This window comes from Burkholderia sp. 4NA327C6 (genome assembly GCF_005502655.1).
In the GTDB taxonomy this organism is placed as follows: Bacteria; Pseudomonadota; Gammaproteobacteria; order Burkholderiales; family Burkholderiaceae; genus Burkholderia; species Burkholderia contaminans.
Window position 1 is genome coordinate 134,000 of record NZ_SCNZ01000006.1, and the last position, 24,818, is coordinate 158,817.

Sequence of the window (24,818 nt, forward strand, 5' to 3'; positions counted from 1 at the left end):
GACGGGTTGAAGACTGCTGCATTGTGGGTGTTGATTGCTGGCGCGTGCGTGTTCGGCGTATATAGCTGCGCGAATTCGGACTGGTATCGGGAAAGTGAGCGTGCCGAAGCTGCTCGACGCCATGCAGAAGAAACGCCGCATGTCATCCGTGAGGCTGACGGTTGTAAGGTGTACGCGTTCAAGTCCGGCGAGAACTGGCACTTCTTCACGCGCTGCGGCTCGACGGTAACGACTGAGCGCTCTTGGTCGGAGTCGTGCGGGAAGAACTGTACGGCCCGGAAGTCGGAGTCGATCGCGACGGATGGTAATCAATGACGCGAGCGACGGCCTCGCCCCTGCCCTCCGAAGGCGGGCGGGTCCTTCCTAGGGGGTCCCCACATCGAGGGCAATTGCGCGCCGCGATCTTCGACTAGCTACAACTTTTGGAATTTGGGTAACAGGTAACAAGGTAACGAATGCGCACGATGAACCAAGCGGAGTTTGCGAAGCTCCATGACGTGAGCCGCAAGACGGTCACGACATGGAAGGCCCGCGGCTGGCTTGTGTTTGCGGGCGATCAAGTCGATGTTGATGCGTCAAACGAACTGCTCGCGAAGTACCGTCGAGACGGTATCGACGCCAGCGCGAAACCTGTTACCCAAGCGGCAAAAGGTAACAGGAAAGGTAACAAGCAGGGTAACAAGTCGGGTAACACGAAAGGTAACAGCGCGGAGCGCCCAAAGCGGCGCGAGCCGGAGCCGCCTCCGGCCCGCGAAGACGACGATTCGGACGTTCCGTCCTATGACGAGTTCGTCGCCTCGGGTAACGCCGACATGCCGTTCGACGAGGCGCGTCGGGTCAAAGAGAACTACCTAGCGCTCCTCAACCGGCTTGAGTACGAGCAGAAGTCCGGGTCTTTGGTCGACATCGACCTCGCTCGCTCGATCCTGTTCGAGGAGTTCCGGGCGCAGCGTGACGCGTGGCTCAACTGGCCGACGCGCGTCGGGCCATTGCTGGCCGCTGACTTCGGCTTGGAGGCCGACAAAGTGACCGAGGCATTGACCGAGCATGTTCACAAGCAAATCTCAGCGCTCGGCGAGCCGGAGGGGGATTTCAACTCAGGCTAAAGCCGACTTTCTGAGGCGGTCTGTCCGGCACGGATGGACGCCGCCTCCGCGGATCAGCGTTCCAGAATGGGCGGACCGTTACCGCAAGCTCGCAAAGGAGGCCGGAAGCACGTCGGGTAACTGGCAAACATCGACCGTCGAGGTAGCTCGCGGGCCGATGCTCGCCATTACAGAGCCGGGAGTTCACGTCGTTACTGCGATGGTGAGCACTCAGCTTCTGAAGACGGCGCTCCTCGAAAATGTCTTCGGCTATTTCGCGCACTTGGACCCTTGTCCGATGTTGCTGTTGCAGCCGAAGGAAGACGCCGCCGAGCAGTTCAGCAAGGAACGGATTACCCCGATGATTCGGGTAACGCCGATCCTCCGGGAGTTGATCGGCACGAGTAAGAGCCGGAACGCCGACGAGACGCTTTTGTACAAGTCGTTTCCGGGTGGCTTCCTCGCTCTCGCGGGCGCAGGCAGTCCCGATAACTTGGCACGCCGTCCGGTGCGGGTCATCCTCGCCGACGAAATCGACAAATACCCGATCACGCGTGAAGGCGACCCGATCGCGCTCGCCGAGGAGCGGACGGCGACATTCGGCGTGAACTGGCTATCGGTGCGCGCATGCTCGCCGACGGTCGAGGACGAAAGCCGGATCGAGGCAAGCTACAAGGATTCAGATCAGCGGCGCGCGTCGGTCGAATGCCCGCATTGCGGGCATCGCATGTTCCCGGACTTCTTCAAGCATGTTGACTGGAAGAAGGATAAGGAACGCGGCATACACCATCCGAAGACGGCCCGCATCTATTGCGAGTCGTGCGGTGCGGAATGGTCGGAAGGCGACCGACTACGTGCGCTTCAGACGGCCCGATGGCATCAAACGCGCCCCTTCGAGTGCTGCGGGGCGCGTCATGTGCCGCTCGACGCATACGAACGCGCTTGGCGCGATCGTGACGGGGACGCCGCGGTCGACGCCGTTTGGGATTGGTGGACAAGCGACCGGCACGCCGTCTACCGGGCTAAATGCCCCTTCTGCGGAACGTGGGGCGTGGATAACACCCATGCCGGATTCCAGGCGTCGAAGCTGTTCAGCCCGTGGCAAAAAGATAAGCCGTCCGACATCGCCGAGAAATGGATCAAGGCGAAGGACGACGAGGACAAAAAGCAGGCTTGGTGGAATACCCAAATGGGGATGCCGTACCGCCCGCACGCCGGGAAAGAGCTTGACCTTGAAGCGCTCGTCGCGCGGGGTGAGCGCTGGCCCGCCCGCGTGCCGTTCGGTGTCGGCGTCCTTACCGCGGGCCTAGACGTGCAGGACGATCGTATCGAGGTCGAGGTCGTCGGATGGGGGCGCGACGAGGAAAGCTGGAGCATCGATTACGAGGTATTCGAGGGAGACCCCGGAACCTCTGAAGTTTGGCAGCGCGTCGACGCGTACTTGCTGCGTAAGTGGTATCGGTACGACGGGCGTGAGTTCCATGTCGAAGCCGCCTGTATCGACTCTGGCGGTCACCATTCCGAGGCTGTCTATCAGTTCGCGAAAGCGCGTCTCGGACGGCGAGTCTACGGCATCAAGGGTGAGTCGGCTCGGAACGGCAAGCGCGGGCCGATTTGGCCGACAAAGAAGCCGACGGCGCGGCACCGCTCGCGCTATACGCCGTTCATCATCGGCGTCAACTCGGCCAAGGACTCCATTCGGAACCGGCTTCACAAGGAAGCGCCCGGACCGGGCTACATGCACTTCCCGCACGACCGCGACATCAACTATTACGCGCAGCTCACCGCCGAGCGGGTCGTCGTGAAAGAGGTCGCGGGTCAGAAGTACCGCGTATGGGAGTTGCCCGCGGGCAAGCGCAACGAAGCGCTCGACTGCCGGGTGTACGCATACGCGGCGCTGTGCAGCTTGCTTCATTTCGGCTTGCGCCTTAACCGGCACGTCGAGGATGTCTCCGAAGTGCTATCGGGACGCGCTCCCGCAGAGGAGGAAAAGCCCGAATTCACGCTCCCGCAACGCGGCCCGTCGGTGACGGTCGTCGGCGAGCAGAAGCCCCGCAAGTCGATCGCGAGCATGCTCGCGTAACCACAAGGAAATCACTGGATGGGTGTCTATGACGGATTAAGCACAACCGATCTACAAACGCGCCTGACAGCGCTTCAAAACGCCTACTTTGCGCTGTCGACCGGGCAGCAAGTCGCCAGCGTGAGTTATTCGCAGGGTGACGGCGCAAAGTCAGTCACCTACCGACAGACTGACCTCGTTCGCTTGCAAGCCGACATTGCGCTCATACAGCGCAAGCTAGGCATTGCGGCATGCGGGCGTCGTCCGATCCGTTTCTCGATGCGATGATCTCAAACAACGTGCAGATTCTCGGCGCGAACGGATTGCCGATGCCGAGTCGCCCGACTCGGGCGAAGATGCTCGCGGGCGGTCAGAACGTGCCGTACGATGCCGCCGACATCGTCGGCGGACACATGCAGGACTGGAACCCGTACCTCTGGTCCCCCGACGGCGAAATCAATATGTTTCGCGACCGCATGGTGTCTCGCGGGCGCGACCTCATTCGAAACGACGGATGGGCGACCGCAGCAGTCACGCGGACTATCGACAACGTCATCGGGCCAAACTTTCGACCGACGGCAAAGCCAGACTACGCGGCGCTGGCCGCGATTTCGGGCAACCCTAGATTCGATCACGTTTGGGCCGAGGAATGGGGGCAAGCGGTCGAGGCTAACTGGCGTTCGTGGGCTGACGACATCGGACGATTTTGCGACTCGGAGCGCTTCTTGACCGTGCCGCAAATGTTCCGGCTTGCCTTTCGGCATTTGCTCGCCGACGGTGAGGCGTTGGCAATGCTGCATTGGTTGCCGGAGCGTATCGCGCTCGGGCGCGCACGGTATGCAACCGCCGTGCAGATTGTCGACCCGGACCGGCTGTCAAACCCGCAAATGCAGTTCGATCAGAACGCGATGCGCGGTGGCGTTGAGGTCGACGACTACGGCGTCGCGCAAGCGTACTGGATTCGCAAGGCGCACCAAGGGGACTACTTCAGCGCCGCGAAAAGTGTCACTTGGGAGCGCTTCCCACGCGAGACCGATTGGGGACGGCCCGTCGTGATTCACTGTTTCGACCGTGACCGAGCAGCGCAGCATCGCGGAGTCGGCTTCCTGACGCCGGTTCTCAACCGGCTAAAGATGCTCATCAAGTACGACGGGACCGAACTCGACGCCGCGATCATCAACGCGTTTTTCGCCGCGTACATCGAAAGCCCGTTCGATCAGGAGCTTGTCGAAGGCGCACTCGGCGAGTCCGACAAGCTCAATGCCTATCAGACGGGGCGGGCCGACTATCACCGCGAGCGTAAGACCGCCCTCGGCGATGTCGGGATGACGATGCTGTATCCCGGCGAAAAGCTCGGCTCCGTACAGGCGAACCGTCCGAGCAGCAACTATGACGGCTTCCAAAGCGCCATGTTGCGACATATCTCGGCGGGAACCGGCCTCGCGGCTCAGCAGATTAGCCAGAACTGGGCGGAAATTAACTACAGCGCGTTTCGGGCGGCGATGCTCGAAGCGTGGAAGACCTTCCATCGTCGCCGCTTTGACTTCGCGGCGGGTTTCGCTCAGCCGATCTACTGCGCGTTCCTCGAAGAATCGCTCGAAATGGACGATTACCCGATGCCATCGGGCTATGTCCCGAGCTTCATTGAGGCGCGGTCCGCGTTCTCGCGCGCGCGTTGGATGGGTCCCGGCAAGGGTTACGTCGATCCGGTCAAGGAAAAGCAAGGCGCAATTCTCGGACTCAACGCAGGCATGTCTTCGCTTGAAGACGAGTGCGCCGAACAGGGTACGGACTGGCGCGAAATGGCGGACCGTCGGGCCGTCGAGAAAGAGTACTACGCGCGGCGCGGCCTTCAGATGCCGACGTGGTACGCGGACCCGGCAAACGAAGCCGACAAACCACAAGAGGCACAGTAAATGCGATTTGGTCACCTATCGCAACGGCTTTTCAATACGCCGATCGCAATCCGCCCCGAGAAGGCGGAGGTCATCATGGCGTCGCTCGCCGAGCGTTTGGGCGTGTCGCGCATGATGCGCTTGGACGGCGCTGAAGTCGCCCTCGAACCGATGGCGTTTTCGGATGACGACCATACGCTCGTACGCCGCGGGCGCGACCAAGTCGTCGGGTATGAGACCGTCGGAAGCGTTGCATTGATTCAGATCGACGGAACACTCGTGCAAAAGCTCGGGACGCTCCGGCCATTCTCGGGCATGACGGGGTATGACGGCATCCGTCAAAACTTTCTCACCGCTCTGTATGACGATGATGTCGAGGCGATCGTTCTCGACATCGACTCTCCGGGCGGAGAAGTCGCGGGATGCTTCGACCTCGCCGACACGATCTACAGCGCGCGCGGAGAAAAGCCCATTTGGGCGATCCTCAACGAAAGCGCATATTCCGCCGCATATGCCCTCGCGAGCGCGGCGGACTACATCACCGTACCCCGGACCGGTGGCGTCGGCTCTGTCGGCGTGATTTCGATGCACGTCGATTGGTCGAAGGCGCTCACTGACTCGGGCGTCAAAGTGACGTTCATCAAGTACGGCGACCGCAAGGCCGACGGGCATCCCGAGATTCCGCTTTCCGACGAAGCCCTTGCGAACTTTCAGTCGGACATCGACGCGATGGGCGAGCTATTCGTCGAAACCGTTGCTCGCAATCGCGGTGTTGCTGCCTCGAAGGTGCGCGACACGCAGGCGGCGACGTTCCTCGGCGACAGAGGCGTAAAGCTCGGCTTGGCTGATGCTGTCATGGCTCCCGACGCCGCGTTCCGCGCCTTGCTGGAAAAGCTTGGCTAACCCTCCCTCTCAACAGGATCAATCACACATGAGTAAGCCCATTGCGGCGACGTTCGCCCAAATGCTCGGTCTCCGCCCGAAGTCGAAGCGCGCCGAAGACGAAGACGAGAACAAGGACAAGCAGGGCCGACGCGCAGAAGAAGACGACGAGAACAAGGACAAGGACGCCAAGGGCGGACGGGCCGAAGGCGACGACGACCAAAGCGAAGACGATGCCGGCACGAACGGCAAGCGCGCCGAAGACGACGAAGACGACGGCGCGAAAGGCGCGCGCGCGGACGACGAAGAAGACGACGACGCGGCGGAAGACACTGCCGAAGACGACGGCGACGACAAGAAAGACGACAAAGCGAAGAAAGCGGCACGCGCCGAGCGCCGCCGCTGCGCCCGCATCATTTCGCACGGCATCAAGTGCGGAAACGTCCAACAGGCTGGCGTGTTCGCCTTCGACACGGGCATGTCGTCCGCGGCTGCAATCGCCGCGCTGAATGCCGCTGCATCGGTGGTCGAGCGCACGCCGAAGGCGTCGAGCTTGCGCGATCGCATGGCGGCGGAGCCGCGTCGTAATCCGGGCGCATCGTCCGGCGCGGCCACGCAAATGAGCCTCGCCGATCAGATTATCGCGGCGGGCAAGATTCGCCGCGGCGAGCAGTAAGCCCGAACATTTCTCAGGAGCAGATTTAAATGTCTCTCAGTGTTAGCACCATCGGCGACAACACGTCGGCACCGTTCGCCCGCGCCGAGACGTACGTCCCGGATCAACTCATCGCGGGCAACCTCAAGCTCGTGACTCAGCCGGTCATCATTTCGTCCGGCGTGCTCTCGCGCGGGACCGTGCTCGGACAGGTCTCGTCGTACAGCGTCGAGGTCGCCAAGGGCGCGACCAATGCTGGTAACGGTACGGTCGGTTCGATCTCGACCGGGCCGTCCGCAAAGATCGGCGCGTACACGCTGACGGCTACGTCGGCGACGAATTTCAACGTGACGGACCCGGAAGGCAACGCGCTTGCCGCGGCGACCGTTGGCACCGCCTACGCAAGCAACGACATCAACTTCACGATCACCGCTGGCGCGACTGCGTTCTCGGCTGGCGACACCTTTTCGCTTACCGTGGTGAACGCAATCGGCACCTTCATCGAGAGCGTGAAGATGGCCAGCGACGGCAGTCAAACGCCGGTCGCGATCCTCGTCGACAACGTCGACGCGTCGGCTGGCCCGGTCGCGACCGCCGCGTACGTCATGGGCGAATTCAATGCGCGCGCGCTGATCTTCGATCCGTCGTGGACGATCGCGACGCTGACGACTGCACTGCGGCCGTACGGCATCTTCGTCAAGACCTCGCTGTCCGCTGCTGACCCGAGCTAATCGCCTCCGGCTCCTAAAGACCCCGCTTCGGCGGGGTTTTTTTCGCCCGCGACAAACCAACTACCTAGGAGTTTGAGGGATGACCTCGCTTGTTTACGATACCAATACGCTCATTCAGGTCGTTCCGAACCTGAAGCTGTCGCAAAACTTCCTGCTCGATCGCTGCTTCCCGAACATCGTCCTCGCCGACTCGGAGGAAGTGTCGATCGACGTGGATGTCGGGAAGCGCCGTATGGCCCCGTTCGTGTCGCCGCTGGTCGAAGGGAAACTCGTCGAGCAGCGTCGCTACCAAACGAACACCTTCAAGCCCGCCTACATCAAGGACAAGCGTGCGCCGGACCTCCGCAAGCCGGTGCGCCGTATGATCGGCGAGCGCATCGGCGGCGAACTGACCGGCGCTCAGCGCGAGATGGCGAATCTCGAAGCGGAGCTTACCGACCAAATCGACATTCTGAACCGCCGCCTCGAATGGATGGCCGCTCAAGCGCTGCAAACCGGCACCGTGACGGTCAAGGGCGAAGGGTTCGACACGGTCGTCGTCGACTTCGGTCGCGACCCGTCGCTGACGATCGCGCTTACCGCTGCGGCGCAGTGGACCGCAGCGAACATCGGCACGGAACAGAATCCCGGAGCCGTTGCGCCGACCGACAACATCACGGATTGGGCGCAACTCATCCTGAAGAAGTCGGGCGCGCAGGTGACCGACATCATCTTCACGGCCAAGGCTTACCGCGCGTTCAAGCTCGATCCTCGCCTGAAGGGCGCGATCGTATGGCCCGCGCAAGCGCCGTTCGGAAACCAAGTGAACCCGGCTGTAAGCCCCGTCAAGGGTGCAATTTACATGGGTCGCTGGGGTTCCTACGACTTGTGGGTGTACAGCGACTGGTATGTCGACGACAACGATGTCGAACAGCCGATGATTGCTGACGGCGGACTGATTATGTGCGGCCCGGACATGATGGGGACGCGCGCCTTCGGGCAAATTCTCGACCCGGAATTCGCGTACGAGTCGATGCCCTATGCGCCGAAGACGTGGGTCGAGAAGGACCCGGCGCAACGCCTGATCCTGATGCAGTCTGCTCCGCTCGTCATCCCGAGCCGGGTGAACGCGTGCCTGTTCGCTAAGGTGGCGTAATGACAGCGACCGTCAAGACTGAAAAGGCGACGGTCGCGCCCGGTCGCACCCTGTCGGGACCCGACGGGGAAACCTACGGACCCGGTGCAGAAGTCGAGCTTGCCGTCGCTGAAGTGAAGGAACTTCGCGCAGCCGGTTTCCTCGTCGATCCCAAGGCCGAAGCGGTAAAGCGCGGTAACGGCCCGAACTATAGCGGCGACCGCCGTCCGACGGTGAAGCGAGTCGGTCAATGATCGACTTCGACGCACTCGTCAATGTCGCGGTCGCCAGCACATTCGGCGAGCCGATGACATATCAGCCCGCAAGCGGTGCTCCGTACGTCGTGCAAGGTGTGTTCGCCGATCCATATCGGCGACAGGAATTCGACGACGACGGTAGTTCCCATTGGGTGACGACCGCGCCGTCCGTTGGATTCCGCCTGTCTGACCTCGCGGCGACGCCCGCGGCGAACGACAAAATCGTCCGCCAGAAGACGGGCATCGTTTACCGCCTCGTCGAGCCGCAGCCGAACGGTATCGGTTGGATCAATCTCACCCTGAAGGTATCTGCATGACGACGGCAGCAACGCTGCGGTCGATCGCGCTCGCCGGTCTGCTCGGGAAAACGGACGCGGGGACGAACGTCTTTGCGCCGCGTGACATGCCGACGTGGGAAGGCACGTATCCAATGCTTCTCCTCACGCTCGACGAGGAAGACGGAGATTCTTTGGGGCGCAACGGACCGCCGCAATTCAACGTAACGGCGACGCTTCGCGTGACGGGGCGCGTCGAGCACTTCGCAGAAGACAACGACCAAGGCGCGGCGCTTGTATATGCGTCGCTCGAAACGCTTCGCGACCAAATCAAGGTCGCGCTCATCAATTACACGCCCCTGATGGTCGAGCTTCAGCAATTTCCGTTTTTCCGGTCGAGGCTACAGGTCGGAGGGCGCGAAAACGGCGCGGAGCATCAAGGGCAAGTCGTCGTCGACATCGGCCTCGAATTCTTCCAAGGCCCTGACGACTTCAATCAGCCCGCGGCCGACGCATTCATCGAAGCGGACATTTCGATCACTGAGCCAGTCGGGACGACCGCGCCGGGACTGACACTCACGCTTCCTCAGTAGGGACACACGACATGAAGGTTAAGCCCGCTCCGGGTCTCAAGGTGCGAGACCCGGTAACTAAGCAGTACTTACCAGATGAGGGGATGGAGGTCGACGACAACGACTTCTATTACATTCGACGCCTGAATGACGGAGACGTAGTACGCGTCGACGGGTCGGCATCGATCAACTACACGAAGGATGCCGACTAATGGGTAATGTCTCGTTTCCGAACATTCCGTCGAATCTCCGGGTCCCGCTGTTCTATGCGGACTTGGACAACAGCAAGGCAAATACGGGGCAGTCGACGCAACGTGCGCTGATTATCGGGCAGATTTCGGCGACGGGGACTGGCGTTCCGAATGTCCCGGTCCTCTCGCAAGGCGTTGCCGACGCGAAGGCCGTCGGTGGTCCCGGCTCGATGCTGGCGCTCATGACTGCGGCGTATCGTGCGTCGGACAATTTCGGGGAGCTTTGGTATCTGCCGCTCGCCGACGATCCGACTGCCGTCGCGGCGACCGGCGCAGTCACGTTCACCGCGCCCGCTACGGCAACCGGCGTGCTGTATCTGTATATCGCGGGTCAGCGGGTCACGCTCACCGTCACGTCGGCGCTGACTGTATCGAACCTTGCGACGAACCTCGCGGCGGCGATCAACGCTGTTGCCGACTTGCCGGTCACCGCCGCTGTCGACGGCGTGACTGCTGGAAAGGTCAACATCACGGCGAAGAACAAGGGCCTCGCCGCAGGCGACATCGACCTTCGCCTGAACTATCTCGGCGCGCTCAACGGTGAAAGCACGCCGACGGGACTCGGCGTCACTGTTACAGCGATGTCGGGCGGCGCAGTCAATCCGTCGCTGACGACCGCACTCGCGAACCTGCTCGACAAAGAGTTCGACTTCATTGCGCTCCCGTACACGGACGCAACGTCGCTCAGCGCGATTCAGTCGCTTTTGAGCACGAAGACGGGCCGCTGGTCGTGGTCGAAGCAAATCTTCGGACACGCCTTCGCGGCGTATCGCGGCACGCTCGCCGCATGCACGACGTTCGGGGCGACGCGCAACGACGAACACGTCTCGATCATGGGCTTCAACGACTCGCCGTCGCCTGTATGGGTGTGGGCCGCAGACTTGGCAGGCACTGTCGCCGTCTCGATCCGGGCGGACCCGGCGCGGCCTGTTCAAACGCTCGCGATGTCGACGGTCCTCGCTCCGCCGATTCAGTCGCGATTCGCGCTGACCGACCGAAACGTCCTGTTGTGGGACGGGATTTCGACGTTCGAAGTCGCGAACGACGGAACGGTACTGCTCGAAAACGTCATCACGACCTATCAGTTCAATAGCTCCGGCGTCGCCGATAACAGCTATCTCGAACTGGAGACCATGACGAACCTAACGTACGTGCTGCGTCAGCTTAAAGCGGTCGTGACGAGCCAGTTCCCGCGCATGAAGCTGGCGTCGGACGGGACGCGCGTCACGCCGGGAACCAACGTCGTTACGCCAAAGATCATCAAAGGCGCACTCGTCGCGCAATACCGGGAAATGGAGGAGAACGGATACGTCCAGAACAGCGACGTATTCGCCGCGAACCTCATCGTCCAGAAGAACACGGCGAACCCGAATCGCGTCGACGTGGTGTATCCGGCGATCCTGATCGATCAATTGCGCATCTTCGCGCTGCTGATGCAATTCACGCTTCAGTAATAGCCGCTCGTCTTCTCAGACGTGCAAGTAAAGCCGCCTTCGGGTGGCTTTTGTCATTTTTGGAGGCCGAATGGCTAGTTTGCTGGCAGGAACCGCGTCCGTCACGATCGACGGCACGACCTACATGCTTGAAGGCGACATGAAATACATGCCCTCGACCGTCAAGCGCGAATCTCTCGTCGGAATGGACGGGCTTCACGGCTTCAAAGAGACGCCCGTTCCGGGTGCGATTTCGATGTCGCTGCGCGACTCTGGCGGTCTCACGGTGGGCGATTTCAACAGGATGACGAATCAGACCGTTGTCGTCTCGCTGGCGAACGGCAAGCTCGTCACCGGCAAAGGCATGTACACGGTCGAGACGCAGGAAGTCGACGCAGGCGACGCGAAATTCGAAGTGAAGTTCGAAGGACCGAGCGTCATCGAAACTCCGGGGAGCTAATAGGCATGGAAGACCAAAAGATTCTGACGCTGCGTAAGCCGGTGAAGATCGGCGACGAGACCTTTACGACGCTCACGCTTCGCGAGCCGACAGCGGGCGAACTGGAGCGCGCGACGGTGGCCGAGCGCGGCCTTACCGTGACTATCAACCTCATTTCGATGGTTGCCGGTGTGCCGCGTCAGGTCGTCGAGCGAATTACCGGGCGCGACTTGCGGGAGGCGGCGTCGTTCCTGGAGGGTTTTACCGAGGATGGCCCGACAACTGGCGCGACACAGTAGCCGAGGTCACGAAGTTCTACGGGTGGGGGCCGGAGGATGCATGGCGGCTCCCGTTGCGTCGCCTGAAATGGTGGCACGAGCAAGCGCTTCGGATGCGTGACGCGGGAGCTACGTAAATGGCGAACAATTTCACGATCACGATCAGCGCGATTGACAAGGCGACGAGCGTCGCTCGCAATGTCAACGCGTCTATATCGAAGATCACGAAGCCTGTCGCGGACCTCGGAAATGAGGTGAAGGCGTTCGGCAAGCTGAGCGGCTTGTCGACGATCGGGAAAGGCTTCGGAAAGCTCACGAGTGCGGCGAAGTCGGCAGCAAGCAGCGTCGCAAGTATCGCGACCCCTCTCGCCGCGATCACGAGCTTCGGAACGATTGCGGGCGTCGCCGCGCTTGCGGCGAGCTTCGGCAAGACCGCGATGTCGGTCAAGAACACGGCGGGCGTGCTCGGCATGCCTACCGCACAGTTGCAGGCGTTTCAAGGGGCCGCGCGCCTTGCGGGGTTGGCTTCCGAGGACATGACGGGAGGCTTGAAGTCGCTCGGCGCGACGTTCGAGGACTCGGTAACCGGGCGCAACCTCGAAGCCGCAGGCGCGATGAACCAATTCGGAATCACGGTACATCGCTTGAAGAACGGATCGGTCGACACAGCGCGCGCGCTCCGAGACGTTTCCAACGTGATTCAGAAGATGCCGAATGCGCAGGCGCAACAGCGCTTCGCGAACATCTTCGGCGTCGAACAACTCTTGCCGTTGCTCCAAAAAGGCGGAGACGGAATCGACAAGCTTGCGGACAAGGCGAAGTCGCTCGGCGTCGTCATGTCGCCCGAACAGGTCGCGGCGGGCGAGAAGTACAACGAGCAAATGATTCAGCTCGAAATGTCCGCTGACAAGCTGAAAACATCGCTCGGCAGTGCGCTTGCGCCCGCTCTGGAGCGCGTCATCGCCGCCGTCGAGCGGCTCGTCGACAAGTACGGCGCAGTCGTGTCGACGAAGGTCGCCGAGTACGCCGAACGCTTGGCGAATTGGCTCGATAAGACGGATTGGTCCGGGACCGCCGACCGCGTTTCTGCGTTCGTCGACAAGATCGGTGGGTTGAAGACGATCGCGATTGCGATCGCGGCGATTACCTTCGCGGGGCCGATAGGAGGAATTCTCACGATGACCGCGGGGCTGCTTCGGCTCATAGCTGTCGTGCCGCTCGCGGTGAAGGCGCTGCGCGCGCTCGGCAAAGAAAGGGCTGTCTCGGAAGCGGCGAAGGCGGCGACGAGCGCTGCCGAGTCCGCAGGAAACGCCGCAAAATCCGCAGCCGGTCGCGGGCTGCTCGCCCGCCTTGCGCCGTGGCTTCTAAAAGGCGGCTTGGCCTTTACGCTGATGACGCACTCGGAGGGCTTGAACACCGGGGAAGATGCCTTTCTCGCGCAACATCGCGCCGCGCCGGATGCTCAATGGGACGGCGATCCGATCGGCCAGAAGATCAAGGCCGGGGCGCAGAAGGATAAGGGCGTTGCGGACGCCGTTGCGAAGTTTCAGTCGATGGGTTGGACTCGCGCGCAGGCGGCGGGCCTAGCGGCAAACCTATGGCGCGAGAGCCTTTTCGACCCTCGCGCTGTCGGTGACAGTGGCCGCGCGTACGGCATAGGCCAATGGCACGAAGACCGGCAAGCCGAGTTCAAAAAGCTATTCGGCATCGATATTCGCAAGTCTTCGCTCGATCAGCAATTGCAGTTCGTGAACTACGAACTTCGTCAGGGAAAGGAATCCCGTGCAGGCACGTTGCTGTCGCAGGCTAAATCCGCAGAGCAAGCCGGAAACATCGTCTCGCGGTTCTATGAGCGTCCGGGGGACGTGAATGGCGAAGCGTCGAAGCGGTCGCAAATCGCCTCGGCGATCTTCAATTCGCCGTCTTCGCAGTCGCCTTCGGCCCCGATGGCTCCGATCTACGCGAAGACCTCGCCGTCGCCGCAATCGGGCTCCGACTCGGGAGCCGCCGAGTCTGCTCCGCAGTCAGCAGCTACGGCGTCGCAGGATAGCGCCGAGAGTGTGGCCAGCGCGGCGCAATCGATGGCCGGGCCGATGCGCGTTCATGTCGAAATTGATATGCGAAACGCCCCGGCGGGGACAACCGCCCGCGTGAAGTCGGCTCCCGGCGTCACGTCGTCGGTGCGTATCGGAACAGCTTCGATCGGACAGGACCCCGTATGAGTATTTCAACGCGTATCAATTCCGTAACAGGATCGATCCTCAGTGCGTCGAGCGCATTGTCGAGCCTAGCAACAACGCTCTCGGGCGGTAGCTGGCAAGAGGCATTGCGAACCGCGAGCTTCGGCGGCGTACCGTTTGCCGTCGAGGCATTGCGCACGTCGGGCGGACGGCGCGTCTCGGTGCATAGCTACCCGTTCCGCGATGAGGTATGGGTCGAGGACATCGGCAAGCTTGCGCGGAAGTTCGATGTTCGAGGATTCCTCGTCGAAAACAGCCTGATTTACGGCGGTGGCGGCGTCGCAGGACAGAGAAAGCGCCTATTAGCGGTGGCGGAGACGGCGGGCGGGCAAACGCTCGTGCATCCGACGCTCGGCACGGTAACGAACGTCGTTTGTATCTCGCCGATCGAGTTTGTCGAGCGAGCCGACCTCGGGCGCGTCTTCGAATTCAGTATGACGCTCGTCAAGGGCGGCGCACGCATCTACCCTAGCGCGAGCATGTCGACGGTCGACGCCGTGACATCGTCCGCGCTCGGGTTGGCGCTGGCCGCGCTCGCAGACTTCGCCTCGACAGTCGCTGATGCAATCACGCTCGGAACGTCGATTGTCAATCAAGCGATCGCGACCGTAACGAAGTGGGTTGCAATCGTCAACTCGGTAATCGCTGACGTGAAGCGGTTGACCGGCGCTGTCTCGTCGCTGTCAGGGAACTATGGGCGCTATGCTGGCGGCGGGAACCGTGGCTATGTTAGGTCGAATGCCGTAGCGTCGAGCGCTTCGACCGTGGCGTCGCTGCTGTCTCAGAGCGTCACGGCACGTCAGGCGGTGTCAACGGCGGGTCTTGCGCTCATTGCTGCTGCGTCCAGCGTGAGCGATACAGCATCGTTTTCGGGCGCTGCGTCATCGGTTGCGAGCACCGTCGCGGCAAGCGCGAACGATCCGGCAGACGCGATGCGCATGCTCACGGCAATGGCAGCATTCGCGCCGAACGACCCGACTACATCGTCGGTCATCGGCGATGCAATGGCGACTATGCAGACGGCATGCGGCGCGCTTCTGCGCCGCACTGCGATTGCTGAGCTTGCCACGGTGTCGACGACGTATCAACCGTCTTCCGCCGATGATGCTGTGGCCGTTCGCGATCAGATCGCGTCGCTAATTGATGCTGAGACGACGACTGCGGGCGACGCCGGAGACGACGCAAGCTATGACGCGCTGCGAACGCTTCGTCAATCGGTCGTGAGTGACTTTGCTGCGCGTGGCGCGAAGCTATCTTCGACGCAAGCCTACACATTTGGATCGGGTTTGCCGTCGCTTGTGTTGGCGAACCGCCTTTACCGCGATCCTTCACGAGCCGACGAGCTTGTCTCGCAGGCAGGTCCCATTCACCCCGCATTCATGCCGACATCTTTCTCGGCGCTTTCTTCGTAACCGGGAATGACATGAGCGACGACGTATTGCTTACCGTCGGCGGAGCCGCTATATCGGGTTGGACTGATGTTCGCATTACGCGTGGCATCGAACGGCTTCCCGCCGACTTCTCACTCGGACTTACCGAGCTATATCCCGGCGAGCTTGACGAGGTCGTCGTGCAGCCGCAGGACCCTTGCTCGATTTCGATTGGTGGAGACCTCGTCGTCACGGGCTATATCGATAAGTATGTCCCGAGCTTCGACGCAGACGCGCACCGAATCTCGGCGACAGGCCGCGGGAAGTGCCAAGACCTCGTCGATTGCTCCGCCGAGTGGGATAACGGCCAGATCAGCGGCGCATCCGCTATCGCTGTTGCCTCGAAGCTCGCGAGTGCGTATGGCATTGCGGTGTCGTGTGCTGAGACGGGGCTTCGTGTCATCCCGCAATTCAATCTGATGCTTGGCGAGACTGCTTTTGAGGTCATCGATCGCGTGTCTCGCTATAGCTCCCTGCTCGCGTATGACGGCCCCGACGGGAACCTCATTCTCGCGCGGGCCGGGACCGATCAGCACGCGACAGGGATCGAGCAAGGCGTCAACGTCCAGTCCGCGAGTGTCGAGTATTCAGCCGATCAGCGCTACCAAACATACCGCGCCTACCTACAAGCGATCAACACGTTTCAGGAAGGCGGAGACGGTGGAAATCTGATCGCAACGCAGACTGATAGCGGCGTCAAGCGAAACCGCAAGCGCTACATCATTGCCGAAGCGGTCGCGGGGTACATGGATGTCGCAGCGCAGCGCGCGGCATGGGAAATGAACCGACGAAATGGTCGCTCTGTCGTGGTGCGCGTAGAGGTCGATAGCTGGCGCGACGGTAGCGGCGAGTTGTGGACGCCGAATAGGCTCGTCTCAGTCTATCTGCCGAAACTGAAGCTCGACCGCAAGGTTTGGCTAATCAGTGAGGTAACGTACAAGATCGACGAGGAAGGTACACGCGCCGAGCTTGTGATTATGAACCCTGACGCATTCGTCGTTCAGCCGACAGCGCTGCAATATGGCTTCGTCGACGGGAGCACTCTAACGACTCAATGATCGATCAACTTGCAAGCATTACAAGCCGGTTAGCGCGTCGAGTTCTGCATGCGATTGGCCGCGGGCGTGTGACGGCGTCAAATGATAGCGGCGTCGTGCAGCTTATACAGGTCCGTTTCAACGATCTTGAGACGATCGACGGCATGCCGCGCATTGCTGAATTTGGACTCACGTCACGGCCCCCGAGTGGGACTGATGTACTCGCGCTTTTCATCGGCGGCGATCGCTCAAGCGGCGTCGTCGCAGGCACGAATCACCAAGCGTCCAGACCGAAGGGACTCGCGATTGGCGAAAGCATGCTGTATAGCCTCATCGGGCAACAAGTCTATCTCTCGACGAGCGGGATTGTCGTTGAGGCGAAGGGACTGCCTGTCACGGTCAATAACGCGTCTGATGTGACGTGGAATTGCTCCGGGAAATTTAAGGTCGTCGCGCCGGGGGGAGTTGAATTCGATACGCCGATGGTGAAGTCGAGCGGCGACATCATCGACAACAGCGCGACGAACGCAAACACGATGGCTGCAATGCGGACCATCTACAACGGACACAAGCACGTCGTTACCGGCGTTCAGTCCGGTTCAAGTCAGGTCACCTCAAACACGCCAACGCAGACCGAATAACCGCGTTCGTCTCGTCATCAACAGCCCGCCTCGCGCGGGTTTTTTTCGTCTCAACACATGGCCGACATAAGTACGACTTGGCAGTCCACGGCGGGCCGCGGCGATTGGTCTATGTCGGGCGCGCTCCTCACGTCCGGCAGCGACCTAGAGACGGCGATCCTAATCAGTCTCTTTACCGATCGTCAGGCCGCGCCAGACGACGAGATTCCCGACGGTACGAGTGACCCTCGCGGTTGGTGGGGCGACCTCGACTCGGACACGCAAATCGGCTCGCGGCTATGGCTGCTGAGCCGAGCGAAGCAAACGACCGAAACGCTTCAGCGCGCGAACGATTACATCGTCGAGGCGCTTCAGTGGCTCATCGACGACGGCGTCGTCGCGAAGTTCGACATCGCCGTCGAATGGACCGCGCTTTCGCAGTTAGGAGCCAAGGTCGTCGCCCACAAGACGGACGGCACGAAGACCGCTGTCGCCTATACCTCTGCCTGGAGCGCAATCAACTGATATGCCATTTGCTCGCCCGACTCTAACCGAGTTGCGCAGTCAGGTCGCATCCGACATCGCATCCGCGGTGAAGGGATCGGACCCGCTGTTGCGCTACTCGAATCTCAAGATCACTGGAGATGCGCAAGCCGGTCTTGCGCATCTTCACTACGGCTACCTCGACTGGATTTCGAAGCAATCGGTTCCGTGGACATCGAGCGGAGAATACCTTGCGGCTTGGGGCGCACTGAAAGGCGTCTATCAGAAGGATGCAACGTCCGCTATCGGAACGATCGCGTTCCCCGGCACGGCGGGCACGGTCATCAATTCGGGCGTCTCGATCGTCCGAGGCGACGGCGTCGCATACACGACGACGGCGTCGGCGACGGTCGGATCTAACGGAAGCGTGACGGTTGCGGCGCAAGCGGTCAGCGCGGGGGCTAACGGCAATTGCGCTGCGGGCGTCCAAATGACGCTTGGCACTGCGATTCCCGGCATTCAGTCGACCGGCTCTGCCGCGACGGCGTTCACCGGAGGGGCAGACCAAGAGACTGAAGACAGTTTTTATGCCCGCGTCATGGCCGCATACCAAGCGTCGCCGCAAGGCGGTGCGAAAGGCGACTACCCGACGTGGGCGAAGGCCGTTTCAGGCGTTACGCGCGCGTGGTGCATGCCGTACGGATTCGGCGCAGGAACGATCGTCGTCTACGTCATGCTGGATCAGGCGAACGTCTCGAATCAAGGGTTCCCGCAAGGATCGAACGGCATTTCATCCAGCGACGTGCTTCCGAATGGAAATCCTCGCGGCACGGTTGCGACGGGCGATCAACTGACAATCGCGAATGCCATTTATCCGCTTCAGCCGGTCACTGCTTTGGTGTACGTGTGCGCGCCGTTGCCGAACTCGCTCGCATTCACGATCAGTGGCCTAACCAACGCGTCGACTACGACGCGCGCCGCAGTTCAGGCGGCTATCTCCGAGGTCTTGACCTCCTACGGAGACCCGCGCGGCGGCACGATCGACCTCTCGTATATCGAGTCGGCGATAGCCGCCGTGCCGAATACAGCGGGCTTCGTGATTACGAGCATAGTCGGCACGCAGGGTGGCTCTCAGACGACGTATCCGGGGAACATTACGTCGCAGGTTGGCTATCTGCCGGTGCTTGGTTCCGTGTCCTTCTCGTAACGGAGGCGCGATGGCAGCACCTATATATAGCTCCGACGACTTCACGCGTGCGCTTCATGCGCTGTTCCCTCGCGGTCGTGTTTGGCCCCGCGATTCTGACGCGACGCAGTCTCAAGCAATCGCGGGACTTGCCGCGATCTATGCGCGTAACGCGTCCCGATCCGCAGCGTTGCTCGTCGATTCTTTCCCCGCGTCGACGCTCGAATTGCTCCCGGAGTGGGAGTCGACGCTAGGTCTCCCGGACCCTTGCGCGGGCGAGTCTCCGACGATCCAACAGCGGCGTAATCAGGTCGTCGCTCGCTTTGCGAACAGCGGCGGACAGTCCGCTGCGTACTTCAAGAGCTTTGCGCTGAACCTTGGTTACACGGTGGCCGTGAGGAATTTCGCCCCGTTTCGCTGCGGGCAAAGCCGAGCAGGCGATTCGCTCGGCGGCGTCGAGTGGTTCTACACATGGGCCATTAATGCGCCCTTGAACACGGTCACTCGATTTCGTACGGGGCAATCGACGGCAGGCGAAGCGCTCGCTACGTGGAACAACGCCGTTCTCGAATGCGAGCTAAAGGCGGTCTCCCCGGCGCATACCTATCTGCTTTTCCAATACTCCTAAAGGTCTCGAATGTATCAAATTGACGTATCAACCGCGGTCAGCACTCAGCCGACCTCGACTGCGCTCGGCACGCCCGGATACTTCACGGACGGAAATGCAGCGCTCGGGCAGGCGGCGACGGTCGTTCCTGCTGAGTTCCTAAATTCGCTCATGCTGGAAGTAATGAATGCGATTACGGGCGCAGGGCTTACGCTCAATAAGTCGTCGTTCAATCAGCTTTACACGGCTATCAGGGCGCTCTCGCAGGGCGGCGGTGCAACATATGCCGTCGACACGGGTTCCGCAAACACGTATCAAGTTTCCTACTCTCCGGGAATTTCGGCTGTCGTCGACGGTATGAAACTGCGTTTCAAGGCGAAGACGGCTAACACTGGCGCGTCGACGTTCTCCCCGAACGGTCTCGCTGCCTCGCCGATCTATAGCGGCGCACATTCGGCATTGCTTGGCGGTGAAATCGTCGCTAACTCCGACGTAGAGGTCGTTTGGAATAGCTCACTCAATAGCGGAAACGGCGCGTGGGTGCTGCTGGAGTCGACCGGGGGCGTGCTGGAGGCAGCGACGCCGCCTCAGTTCGACAATAGCGCTAAGCTGGCGACTACGTCCTATGTAATTGGTGCTATCTCGGGGAAAAACCGCATCATCAACCCGCGGTTTCAAGTCAATCAGCGCAATTACGTTAGTGGTTCCGCTCTCGCATCCGGAGCATATGGTCTCGATCGGTGGAAGGCATCAACGGCCAATTCTTCGATGACCTTTACGTACTCTCCGGCTGGTCAGCCGGTGACGATCGTTGGTTCGTTTCAGCAGGTCATCGAGCAAGGAAACGTCGAGGCGGGAACCTATACGCTTTCGTGGACCGGTACGGCGCAAGCGCGAGTTTACAATTCCGGCGCTTCTGCGCCTTCGTATTCGGCTTCTCCGATTACCGTCGCGCTTGATGGAACGCAAAACGTGATCGTCGAGTTCAATGCAGGGACCGTCGACTTCGTGCAGATGGAATCTGGTCCTAACAAAACTGCATTTGAGCGTCGCCCGTTCGCGACGGAGCTTTCCCTTTGTCTCCGGTATTTCGAAGCAAGTCAAGTACAGACCAAGTTTTGGGGGTTTTCCGGCATCAATGGCGTAACTCTTGGGCAAGCAATCAATTTCATGGCGTGGAAGCGCGTATCGCCGACTATCGCGACTATTGGCGTAACGTATGCCGGATGCACTGGGCTGACACTTGAGCAGATCGGCGCTACAGGCATGTCGTTCTACATTACAAACACGACAACGACCGCCAGTTCCGCCGTTTCTTTCTACTACACCGCAAGCGCTGAGCTTTAAAACCATGGCCCAATATAAGCAAGTAATCGATCGATCGACGGGTAAAGTTTCAACTAGTTTGGTTTTGCGTGTTGCTGATGGCGCTGTAATCCCATTCGATAGCAACAACTCGGACTATCTGGCATACGAGGCGTGGCTAGCAAGCGGCAATGTTCCAGAACCCGCGATGTCGCTCGCGGATACCCGTGCGGCGCAGATTGCCGCGCTCGATGCCGCATGTAAAACCGCTATCTATGCCGGTTTCTCCTCGTCGGCGCTCGGCGACGTGCATACGTATCCTGCGCAGGATACCGATCAGCAGAACTTGTCCGTGTCGGTTCTCGCCTCGCTTATGCCAAATCTACCAACTGGATGGACGACGCCATTTTGGTGTTGTGACTCCTCGGGGGTGTGGTCTTATGTTCCGCATTCGGCAGCGCAGATTCAGCAGGTCGGTCAGGATGGTAAGGCCGCCATCCTCGCGGCGATCGCAAAGAAGGCTCAGCTTGCGGCGCAAGTGAACGCTGCAACGACGATCGCTGCAGTTCAGGCAATTGTATGGGAGTAGTCATGAGCCGACTTCAACTTGTGCTTATCTGGCTCCTATGTGTGCTCGCCGCCCCGGTTCTCCTCGCCGCGATGCTCGCTGAAGCGCTTGTCGGCTCGACTGCGCGCGCGAAGAACATCGCCATTGCGCAGGATGAGGCCGGTAATAGCCTGTTCGGCGGTGCGCCGACGCAGACGATTTCAGAGCGCACGGGCAATGCGTTGATCGAGGGCGAGCAATGGGCACATTTTGTCGCGCCTTGCATCGACCTTCTGTTCGGCAAGGGGCATTGCCTCGCGAACGCGACCATTTCGCCGAAGTGACACAAGCAATAGACCAATCAAGCCGCCCGCGAGGCGGCTTTTTTCTTATGGGGAGTCGGATGGATTCGACCGCAATCGCGGAAATCGGATGTGCCGTGTTGGCGCTGCTCGGGAGCGTCTTCGCGTACCTGTGGCGGCGTTCTGAGTCGCAGCGAGACGACACGATCAAGGCGCACGGGAAAGCAATCGACGACCTCGAAAAAGCGCTTTCCACATCGGATAAGCGTCACGGCGACGAACTGGCTGCATACAAGCTCCATGTCGCGGAGACGTATCCAACGTCCGCAGTGCTCGCGAAGTCTCTCGACGCCATCAACGCGGCTATCTCGTCGATCTTCGAAAAGCTCGACAGCATTCGCGACAAACTCGACAACAAGGCCGACAAATGATCGTTACCGCTTCGCTTTTGGTGGCGGCATGCGGTGCGTCGCAGGCGAATGCCGCGAAGTTCGCTGTCCCGCTGCGAACCGCTTGCGACCGCTACAGCATAAATACGCCGCAACGGATGGCGGCATTCCTCGCGCAGATCGGGCATGAGTCGATGTCGTTGTCGCAGACCGAAGAGTCGTTCAACTACTCGATTCCGGCGCTTATGGCGACTTTCCCGCGAGCGATGCCGTTCGCACTTGCGCAGAAGTACGGGCGACAGGCAAGCGAGAAGGCCGTTCCGCTCGACAGGCAAAAGCAGATCGCGTCGATTGTGTACGCGAACCGTTACGGAAACGGCGACAGCGCGAGCGGCGATGGCTGGAGGTATCGCGGCTCGGGCCTCGTGCAAACGACGTTCAAGGACAATTTCAAGGCTGCGGGCGACGACATCGGCGTCGACCTCGTCTCGAAGCCGGACTTGCTTCGGGCTGACCCGACGACTGCTGCGCTCGCCGCGGGCTATTTCTGGCTGTATCACGGCCTCAACGCGCTTTCGGATAGCGGCAACTTCGACGCAGTCACGCGGCGGATTAACCCGGCAATGGCCGGGAAACCGGACCGAGACAAGCGCTATGCCGTTGCCAAGGGCGCTCTCGGCATTTGAGCCGTCCAACAGTCACGAGCCGCCTACGGGCGGCTCTTTCATTTTCTGCTATGCAAATCGGACAAGAACACGAACACCGGGACACGATCAGCGAAGACGTGTTCTACCCGGCGCATCCTCCGCGTACGGAGTCCGCCGTTTTCCGCGCGACGAAAGCCGCAGGACATGCAGCGCGACTGCCTTGCGCGATCAGCGGTCAGGCGGAAGGCGTTGAATACCATCACGTCTTTTGTGAGTGGGCCTTCACGTCCGCGGTCGACTGGCAGACCGTCAAGGGCGTAGCGACCGGTGAGATTACGCGCTTGCCGGTCCTCGACCTCGAAACCGATCAGCCGACCGGCGATACGTTTCCCGCGGAACAGTCGCTTTTGTGGGTGATTGTGCGGCTCGCCGAGGCGCGCGGCTTCGACTGGAAGGCATTCGACCCGGGCCGTCCCGAGACCTTCATCGACGGCATGGCGAACATGCTCGTCCTGCATTCCAAGTTCCATCGCAAGAAAGGCCACGGCATCCACGCCGAGACGTTTCCCGTCTGGATTTTTCAAGCCTTCCCGCGTGTTCCCGGCTTCGTCTATTCCGCTGACGAACTGCGCGCGACCATCCATTAAGGACCGCCATGCTGAAGAAGCTTCTCCAGCTTGTGACCGGCGAAGACAACGTCACGCTCGAACCCGCATACGCGTGGGCCGCAGCGGCGTTCGTCGTCGGTCTCGGGCTGCAAATCTACTGCACCGTCACCGGCAAGCCTTTCGACCTCACGCAATACGGTCTCGGCTGCGGCGCGCTGTTGACGGGCCTCGGAATCGGAAAACACTTCGGGAGCTAACCATGTTCGTACGCTGGATCGCACTCGCGATCGTCAATCTATTTGTCGTCGCGTTGGCGTATCTGCTCGCGCCGATTCTTCCGGCTTTCGCGATCGGGCGTACGACGCTCCCGCGGTGGCTGTCGTGGTTTCAGACGCCGGATAACCCGCTCGACGGCGACGCCGGGTTCAAGGCGCTTCATGCGCCATTCCGAGGCGAGCAAACGGGCTGGCGGCGGTACGTCAATCGCGTTTTCTGGCTGTGGCGTAACCCGTCGTACGGTTTCGACCTCGCGGTCCTCGGCTTCACGGCGGCTCCCTCGTCGACCGTCTCGAAGGTTGGGCCGCTCCCGATCGCCGGAGCGCCGCAAACCGGCTGGTATTTCGCGACAGCGACGAACCCCGACGGCTCGCGCGCATGGCAGTTCTACGCCGTCAAGGTATGGGGCGGCTCCGCCTCCCGCGTCAATTTCGGTTGGAAGCTCTGGAGCGCTCCGGGGCTATGTCAGTTCGCGATGACGATCAACCCGTATCTCACCATCTAGGAGCTTCCATGTTTGGACTGTCTTTCGCGCGTATCGCGCCGGTTGTGGCGCGCGCGCTCGTGCTCGTCGCCGTTGTGGCCGCGCTCGTCGGCGTCGGCGTCTATCTGGCGTCGCACCATTACGCGCCGATCGTCGCAAGCCTGAATCGAACCATCGGGCAAGACGCGCAAGCGCTCGCGGATCAGAAGGCCGCGTATGGCGTCCTCGCGCAGCAAGCCGAAGCGCAAAACGCTGCGATTGTCGGATTGCAGAAAGCCGCCGATCAGCGCGCGCAAGCTGCGGCGGCGGCACTCGCCAAGGCAAACGACGTTGCCTCGCAATATCAGGCGAAGGCGGTGGCGCTGCTTGCCTCGAAGCCGCCCTCGGGTGCGGACCTCTGCGTCGCGGCGCGGGGCCTCGTCGACGAGCAGATCAAACAGGAGCGGTCCAAGTGAAGAAGCTGATTCTCGTTGCGGCGCTGTGCGCCGCGCTGGCGGGCTGTGTGACGGCTCCGCAATCGCCGGAGCCTGTTCCGGTCGTAACGACGGTCGACAAGCCCGTCCCGGTGCCGTGCAAGGTCACGAAGCCCGAGCGTCCCGCGTTCGCCTTCGACTCGCTGCCGTTCGGCGCTGACATCTATGCGCAGGTTGCGACGCTGCTCGCCGACCGGAAGCAGCGTCAAGGGTACGAAGTCAAGCTCGAAGCGGCGGTCGATTCGTGCCAGTAAC

General features: G+C 61.1%; 33 protein-coding genes. All 33 read left to right on the top strand.

The features are described 5' to 3' along the window. Nucleotides 1-6: 6 nt before the first annotated feature. The 33 genes from FFS49_RS08565 to FFS49_RS08725 all read left to right on the top strand — a co-directional run bounded on the left by FFS49_RS08565 (nt 7) and on the right by FFS49_RS08725 (nt 24,817). On the top strand, nt 7-315 hold the full coding sequence (locus FFS49_RS08565) for a hypothetical protein (RefSeq protein ID WP_137910076.1): 309 nt from the start codon (nt 7-9) through the stop codon (nt 313-315). Between the two features lie 149 nt (nt 316-464). Next, a complete protein-coding gene (locus tag FFS49_RS08570) occupies nt 465-1,106 on the top strand; it encodes a hypothetical protein (protein WP_224755845.1) in 642 nt (213 codons plus the stop codon). Continuing rightward, nucleotides 1,048-3,168 (top strand): terminase gpA endonuclease subunit, encoded by a 2,121-nt coding sequence (locus FFS49_RS08575; RefSeq protein WP_137910078.1) that lies wholly within the window; start codon nt 1,048-1,050, stop codon nt 3,166-3,168. The genes FFS49_RS08570 and FFS49_RS08575 overlap by 59 nt, the downstream gene beginning before the upstream one ends. An 18-nt stretch (nt 3,169-3,186) precedes the next feature. Further along, entirely contained in the window at nt 3,187-3,435 is a 249-nt protein-coding gene (gene gpW, locus FFS49_RS08580; RefSeq protein WP_081072891.1) for a gpW family head-tail joining protein, read from the top strand. Further along, a complete protein-coding gene (locus tag FFS49_RS08585; protein ID WP_212746058.1) occupies nt 3,399-5,063 on the top strand; it encodes a phage portal protein in 1,665 nt (554 codons plus the stop codon). Before gpW ends, FFS49_RS08585 begins: the two co-directional genes overlap by 37 nt. Further along, nucleotides 5,064-5,945: a S49 family peptidase gene (locus tag FFS49_RS08590; RefSeq protein ID WP_137910079.1), complete on the top strand. Its 882-nt coding sequence runs from the start codon at nt 5,064-5,066 to the stop codon at nt 5,943-5,945. Then, nucleotides 5,890-6,600, top strand: coding sequence for a hypothetical protein (locus tag FFS49_RS08595; RefSeq protein WP_137910080.1), 711 nt, complete (start codon nt 5,890-5,892; stop codon nt 6,598-6,600). Before FFS49_RS08590 ends, FFS49_RS08595 begins: the two co-directional genes overlap by 56 nt. A gap of 29 nt (nt 6,601-6,629) precedes the next feature. Continuing rightward, a complete protein-coding gene (locus tag FFS49_RS08600; protein WP_137910081.1) occupies nt 6,630-7,310 on the top strand; it encodes a head decoration protein in 681 nt (226 codons plus the stop codon). Nucleotides 7,311-7,389: 79 nt separating this feature from the next. Further along, nucleotides 7,390-8,445 (top strand): major capsid protein, encoded by a 1,056-nt coding sequence (locus tag FFS49_RS08605; RefSeq protein WP_137910082.1) that lies wholly within the window; start codon nt 7,390-7,392, stop codon nt 8,443-8,445. Further along, nucleotides 8,445-8,678, top strand: coding sequence for a hypothetical protein (locus FFS49_RS08610; protein ID WP_137910083.1), 234 nt, complete (start codon nt 8,445-8,447; stop codon nt 8,676-8,678). Before FFS49_RS08605 ends, FFS49_RS08610 begins: the two co-directional genes overlap by 1 nt. Next, nucleotides 8,675-8,998 (top strand): hypothetical protein, encoded by a 324-nt coding sequence (locus FFS49_RS08615; protein WP_137910084.1) that lies wholly within the window; start codon nt 8,675-8,677, stop codon nt 8,996-8,998. Before FFS49_RS08610 ends, FFS49_RS08615 begins: the two co-directional genes overlap by 4 nt. Then, nucleotides 8,995-9,549, top strand: coding sequence for an ATP-binding protein (locus FFS49_RS08620; protein ID WP_137910085.1), 555 nt, complete (start codon nt 8,995-8,997; stop codon nt 9,547-9,549). The genes FFS49_RS08615 and FFS49_RS08620 overlap by 4 nt, the downstream gene beginning before the upstream one ends. 11 nt (nt 9,550-9,560) lie before the next feature. Then, the gene (locus FFS49_RS08625; protein WP_081072894.1) at nt 9,561-9,740 is read left to right on the top strand and encodes a DUF2635 domain-containing protein; all 180 of its coding nucleotides are present in this window, start codon (nt 9,561-9,563) and stop codon (nt 9,738-9,740) included. Nucleotides 9,741-9,961: 221 nt separating this feature from the next. Beyond that, nucleotides 9,962-11,233, top strand: coding sequence for a phage tail sheath subtilisin-like domain-containing protein (locus FFS49_RS08630; RefSeq protein ID WP_224755844.1), 1,272 nt, complete (start codon nt 9,962-9,964; stop codon nt 11,231-11,233). Between the two features lie 70 nt (nt 11,234-11,303). Beyond that, entirely contained in the window at nt 11,304-11,672 is a 369-nt protein-coding gene (locus FFS49_RS08635) for a phage tail tube protein (protein WP_137910087.1), read from the top strand. Nucleotides 11,673-11,677: 5 nt separating this feature from the next. Further along, a complete protein-coding gene (locus FFS49_RS08640; protein WP_060147869.1) occupies nt 11,678-11,950 on the top strand; it encodes a phage tail assembly protein in 273 nt (90 codons plus the stop codon). Between the two features lie 116 nt (nt 11,951-12,066). Further along, complete coding sequence (locus FFS49_RS08645) at nt 12,067-14,151, top strand: phage tail tip lysozyme (protein WP_137910089.1); 2,085 nt, start codon at nt 12,067-12,069, stop codon at nt 14,149-14,151. Continuing rightward, entirely contained in the window at nt 14,148-15,581 is a 1,434-nt protein-coding gene (locus FFS49_RS08650; RefSeq protein ID WP_137910090.1) for a DNA circularization N-terminal domain-containing protein, read from the top strand. Before FFS49_RS08645 ends, FFS49_RS08650 begins: the two co-directional genes overlap by 4 nt. A gap of 11 nt (nt 15,582-15,592) precedes the next feature. Further along, the gene (locus tag FFS49_RS08655) at nt 15,593-16,657 is read left to right on the top strand and encodes a phage baseplate assembly protein (protein ID WP_137910091.1); all 1,065 of its coding nucleotides are present in this window, start codon (nt 15,593-15,595) and stop codon (nt 16,655-16,657) included. Then, nucleotides 16,654-17,277, top strand: a complete 624-nt coding sequence (locus FFS49_RS08660; RefSeq protein ID WP_137910092.1) for a phage baseplate assembly protein V — start codon at nt 16,654-16,656, stop codon at nt 17,275-17,277. The genes FFS49_RS08655 and FFS49_RS08660 overlap by 4 nt, the downstream gene beginning before the upstream one ends. A 111-nt stretch (nt 17,278-17,388) precedes the next feature. Next, a complete protein-coding gene (locus FFS49_RS08665; protein WP_224755843.1) occupies nt 17,389-17,781 on the top strand; it encodes a phage GP46 family protein in 393 nt (130 codons plus the stop codon). 1 nt (nt 17,782) lies between these two features. Beyond that, nucleotides 17,783-18,946, top strand: coding sequence for a baseplate J/gp47 family protein (locus FFS49_RS08670; RefSeq protein WP_137910094.1), 1,164 nt, complete (start codon nt 17,783-17,785; stop codon nt 18,944-18,946). A 10-nt stretch (nt 18,947-18,956) separates the two neighbouring features. Then, nucleotides 18,957-19,553 carry a putative phage tail protein gene (locus FFS49_RS08675; RefSeq protein ID WP_137910095.1) on the top strand — a complete coding sequence of 199 codons (597 nt, stop codon included), beginning with the start codon at nt 18,957-18,959 and terminating at the stop codon, nt 19,551-19,553. Between the two features lie 9 nt (nt 19,554-19,562). Further along, nucleotides 19,563-20,879, top strand: a complete 1,317-nt coding sequence (locus FFS49_RS08680) for a hypothetical protein (RefSeq protein WP_137910096.1) — start codon at nt 19,563-19,565, stop codon at nt 20,877-20,879. Nucleotides 20,880-20,883: 4 nt separating this feature from the next. Beyond that, nucleotides 20,884-21,426, top strand: a complete 543-nt coding sequence (locus FFS49_RS08685; RefSeq protein WP_224755842.1) for a hypothetical protein — start codon at nt 20,884-20,886, stop codon at nt 21,424-21,426. Nucleotides 21,427-21,428: 2 nt separating this feature from the next. After that, nucleotides 21,429-21,728 carry a hypothetical protein gene (locus FFS49_RS08690; RefSeq protein WP_137910097.1) on the top strand — a complete coding sequence of 100 codons (300 nt, stop codon included), beginning with the start codon at nt 21,429-21,431 and terminating at the stop codon, nt 21,726-21,728. 59 nt (nt 21,729-21,787) lie between these two features. After that, nucleotides 21,788-22,117 carry a hypothetical protein gene (locus FFS49_RS08695; protein ID WP_137910098.1) on the top strand — a complete coding sequence of 110 codons (330 nt, stop codon included), beginning with the start codon at nt 21,788-21,790 and terminating at the stop codon, nt 22,115-22,117. After that, nucleotides 22,114-22,761, top strand: a complete 648-nt coding sequence (locus FFS49_RS08700) for a glycoside hydrolase family 19 protein (protein ID WP_137910099.1) — start codon at nt 22,114-22,116, stop codon at nt 22,759-22,761. The genes FFS49_RS08695 and FFS49_RS08700 overlap by 4 nt, the downstream gene beginning before the upstream one ends. Nucleotides 22,762-22,811: 50 nt before the next feature. Then, nucleotides 22,812-23,369 (top strand): hypothetical protein, encoded by a 558-nt coding sequence (locus tag FFS49_RS08705; RefSeq protein WP_137910100.1) that lies wholly within the window; start codon nt 22,812-22,814, stop codon nt 23,367-23,369. 8 nt (nt 23,370-23,377) lie between these two features. Further along, nucleotides 23,378-23,587, top strand: a complete 210-nt coding sequence (locus FFS49_RS08710; protein WP_137910101.1) for a hypothetical protein — start codon at nt 23,378-23,380, stop codon at nt 23,585-23,587. A gap of 2 nt (nt 23,588-23,589) precedes the next feature. Further along, nucleotides 23,590-24,111, top strand: a complete 522-nt coding sequence (locus FFS49_RS08715; RefSeq protein ID WP_137910102.1) for a hypothetical protein — start codon at nt 23,590-23,592, stop codon at nt 24,109-24,111. Nucleotides 24,112-24,119: 8 nt separating this feature from the next. Continuing rightward, nucleotides 24,120-24,545: a hypothetical protein gene (locus tag FFS49_RS08720; RefSeq protein ID WP_137910103.1), complete on the top strand. Its 426-nt coding sequence runs from the start codon at nt 24,120-24,122 to the stop codon at nt 24,543-24,545. Beyond that, nucleotides 24,542-24,817, top strand: a complete 276-nt coding sequence (locus FFS49_RS08725) for a hypothetical protein (RefSeq protein ID WP_137910104.1) — start codon at nt 24,542-24,544, stop codon at nt 24,815-24,817. The genes FFS49_RS08720 and FFS49_RS08725 overlap by 4 nt, the downstream gene beginning before the upstream one ends. Nucleotide 24,818: the final 1 nt, after the last annotated feature.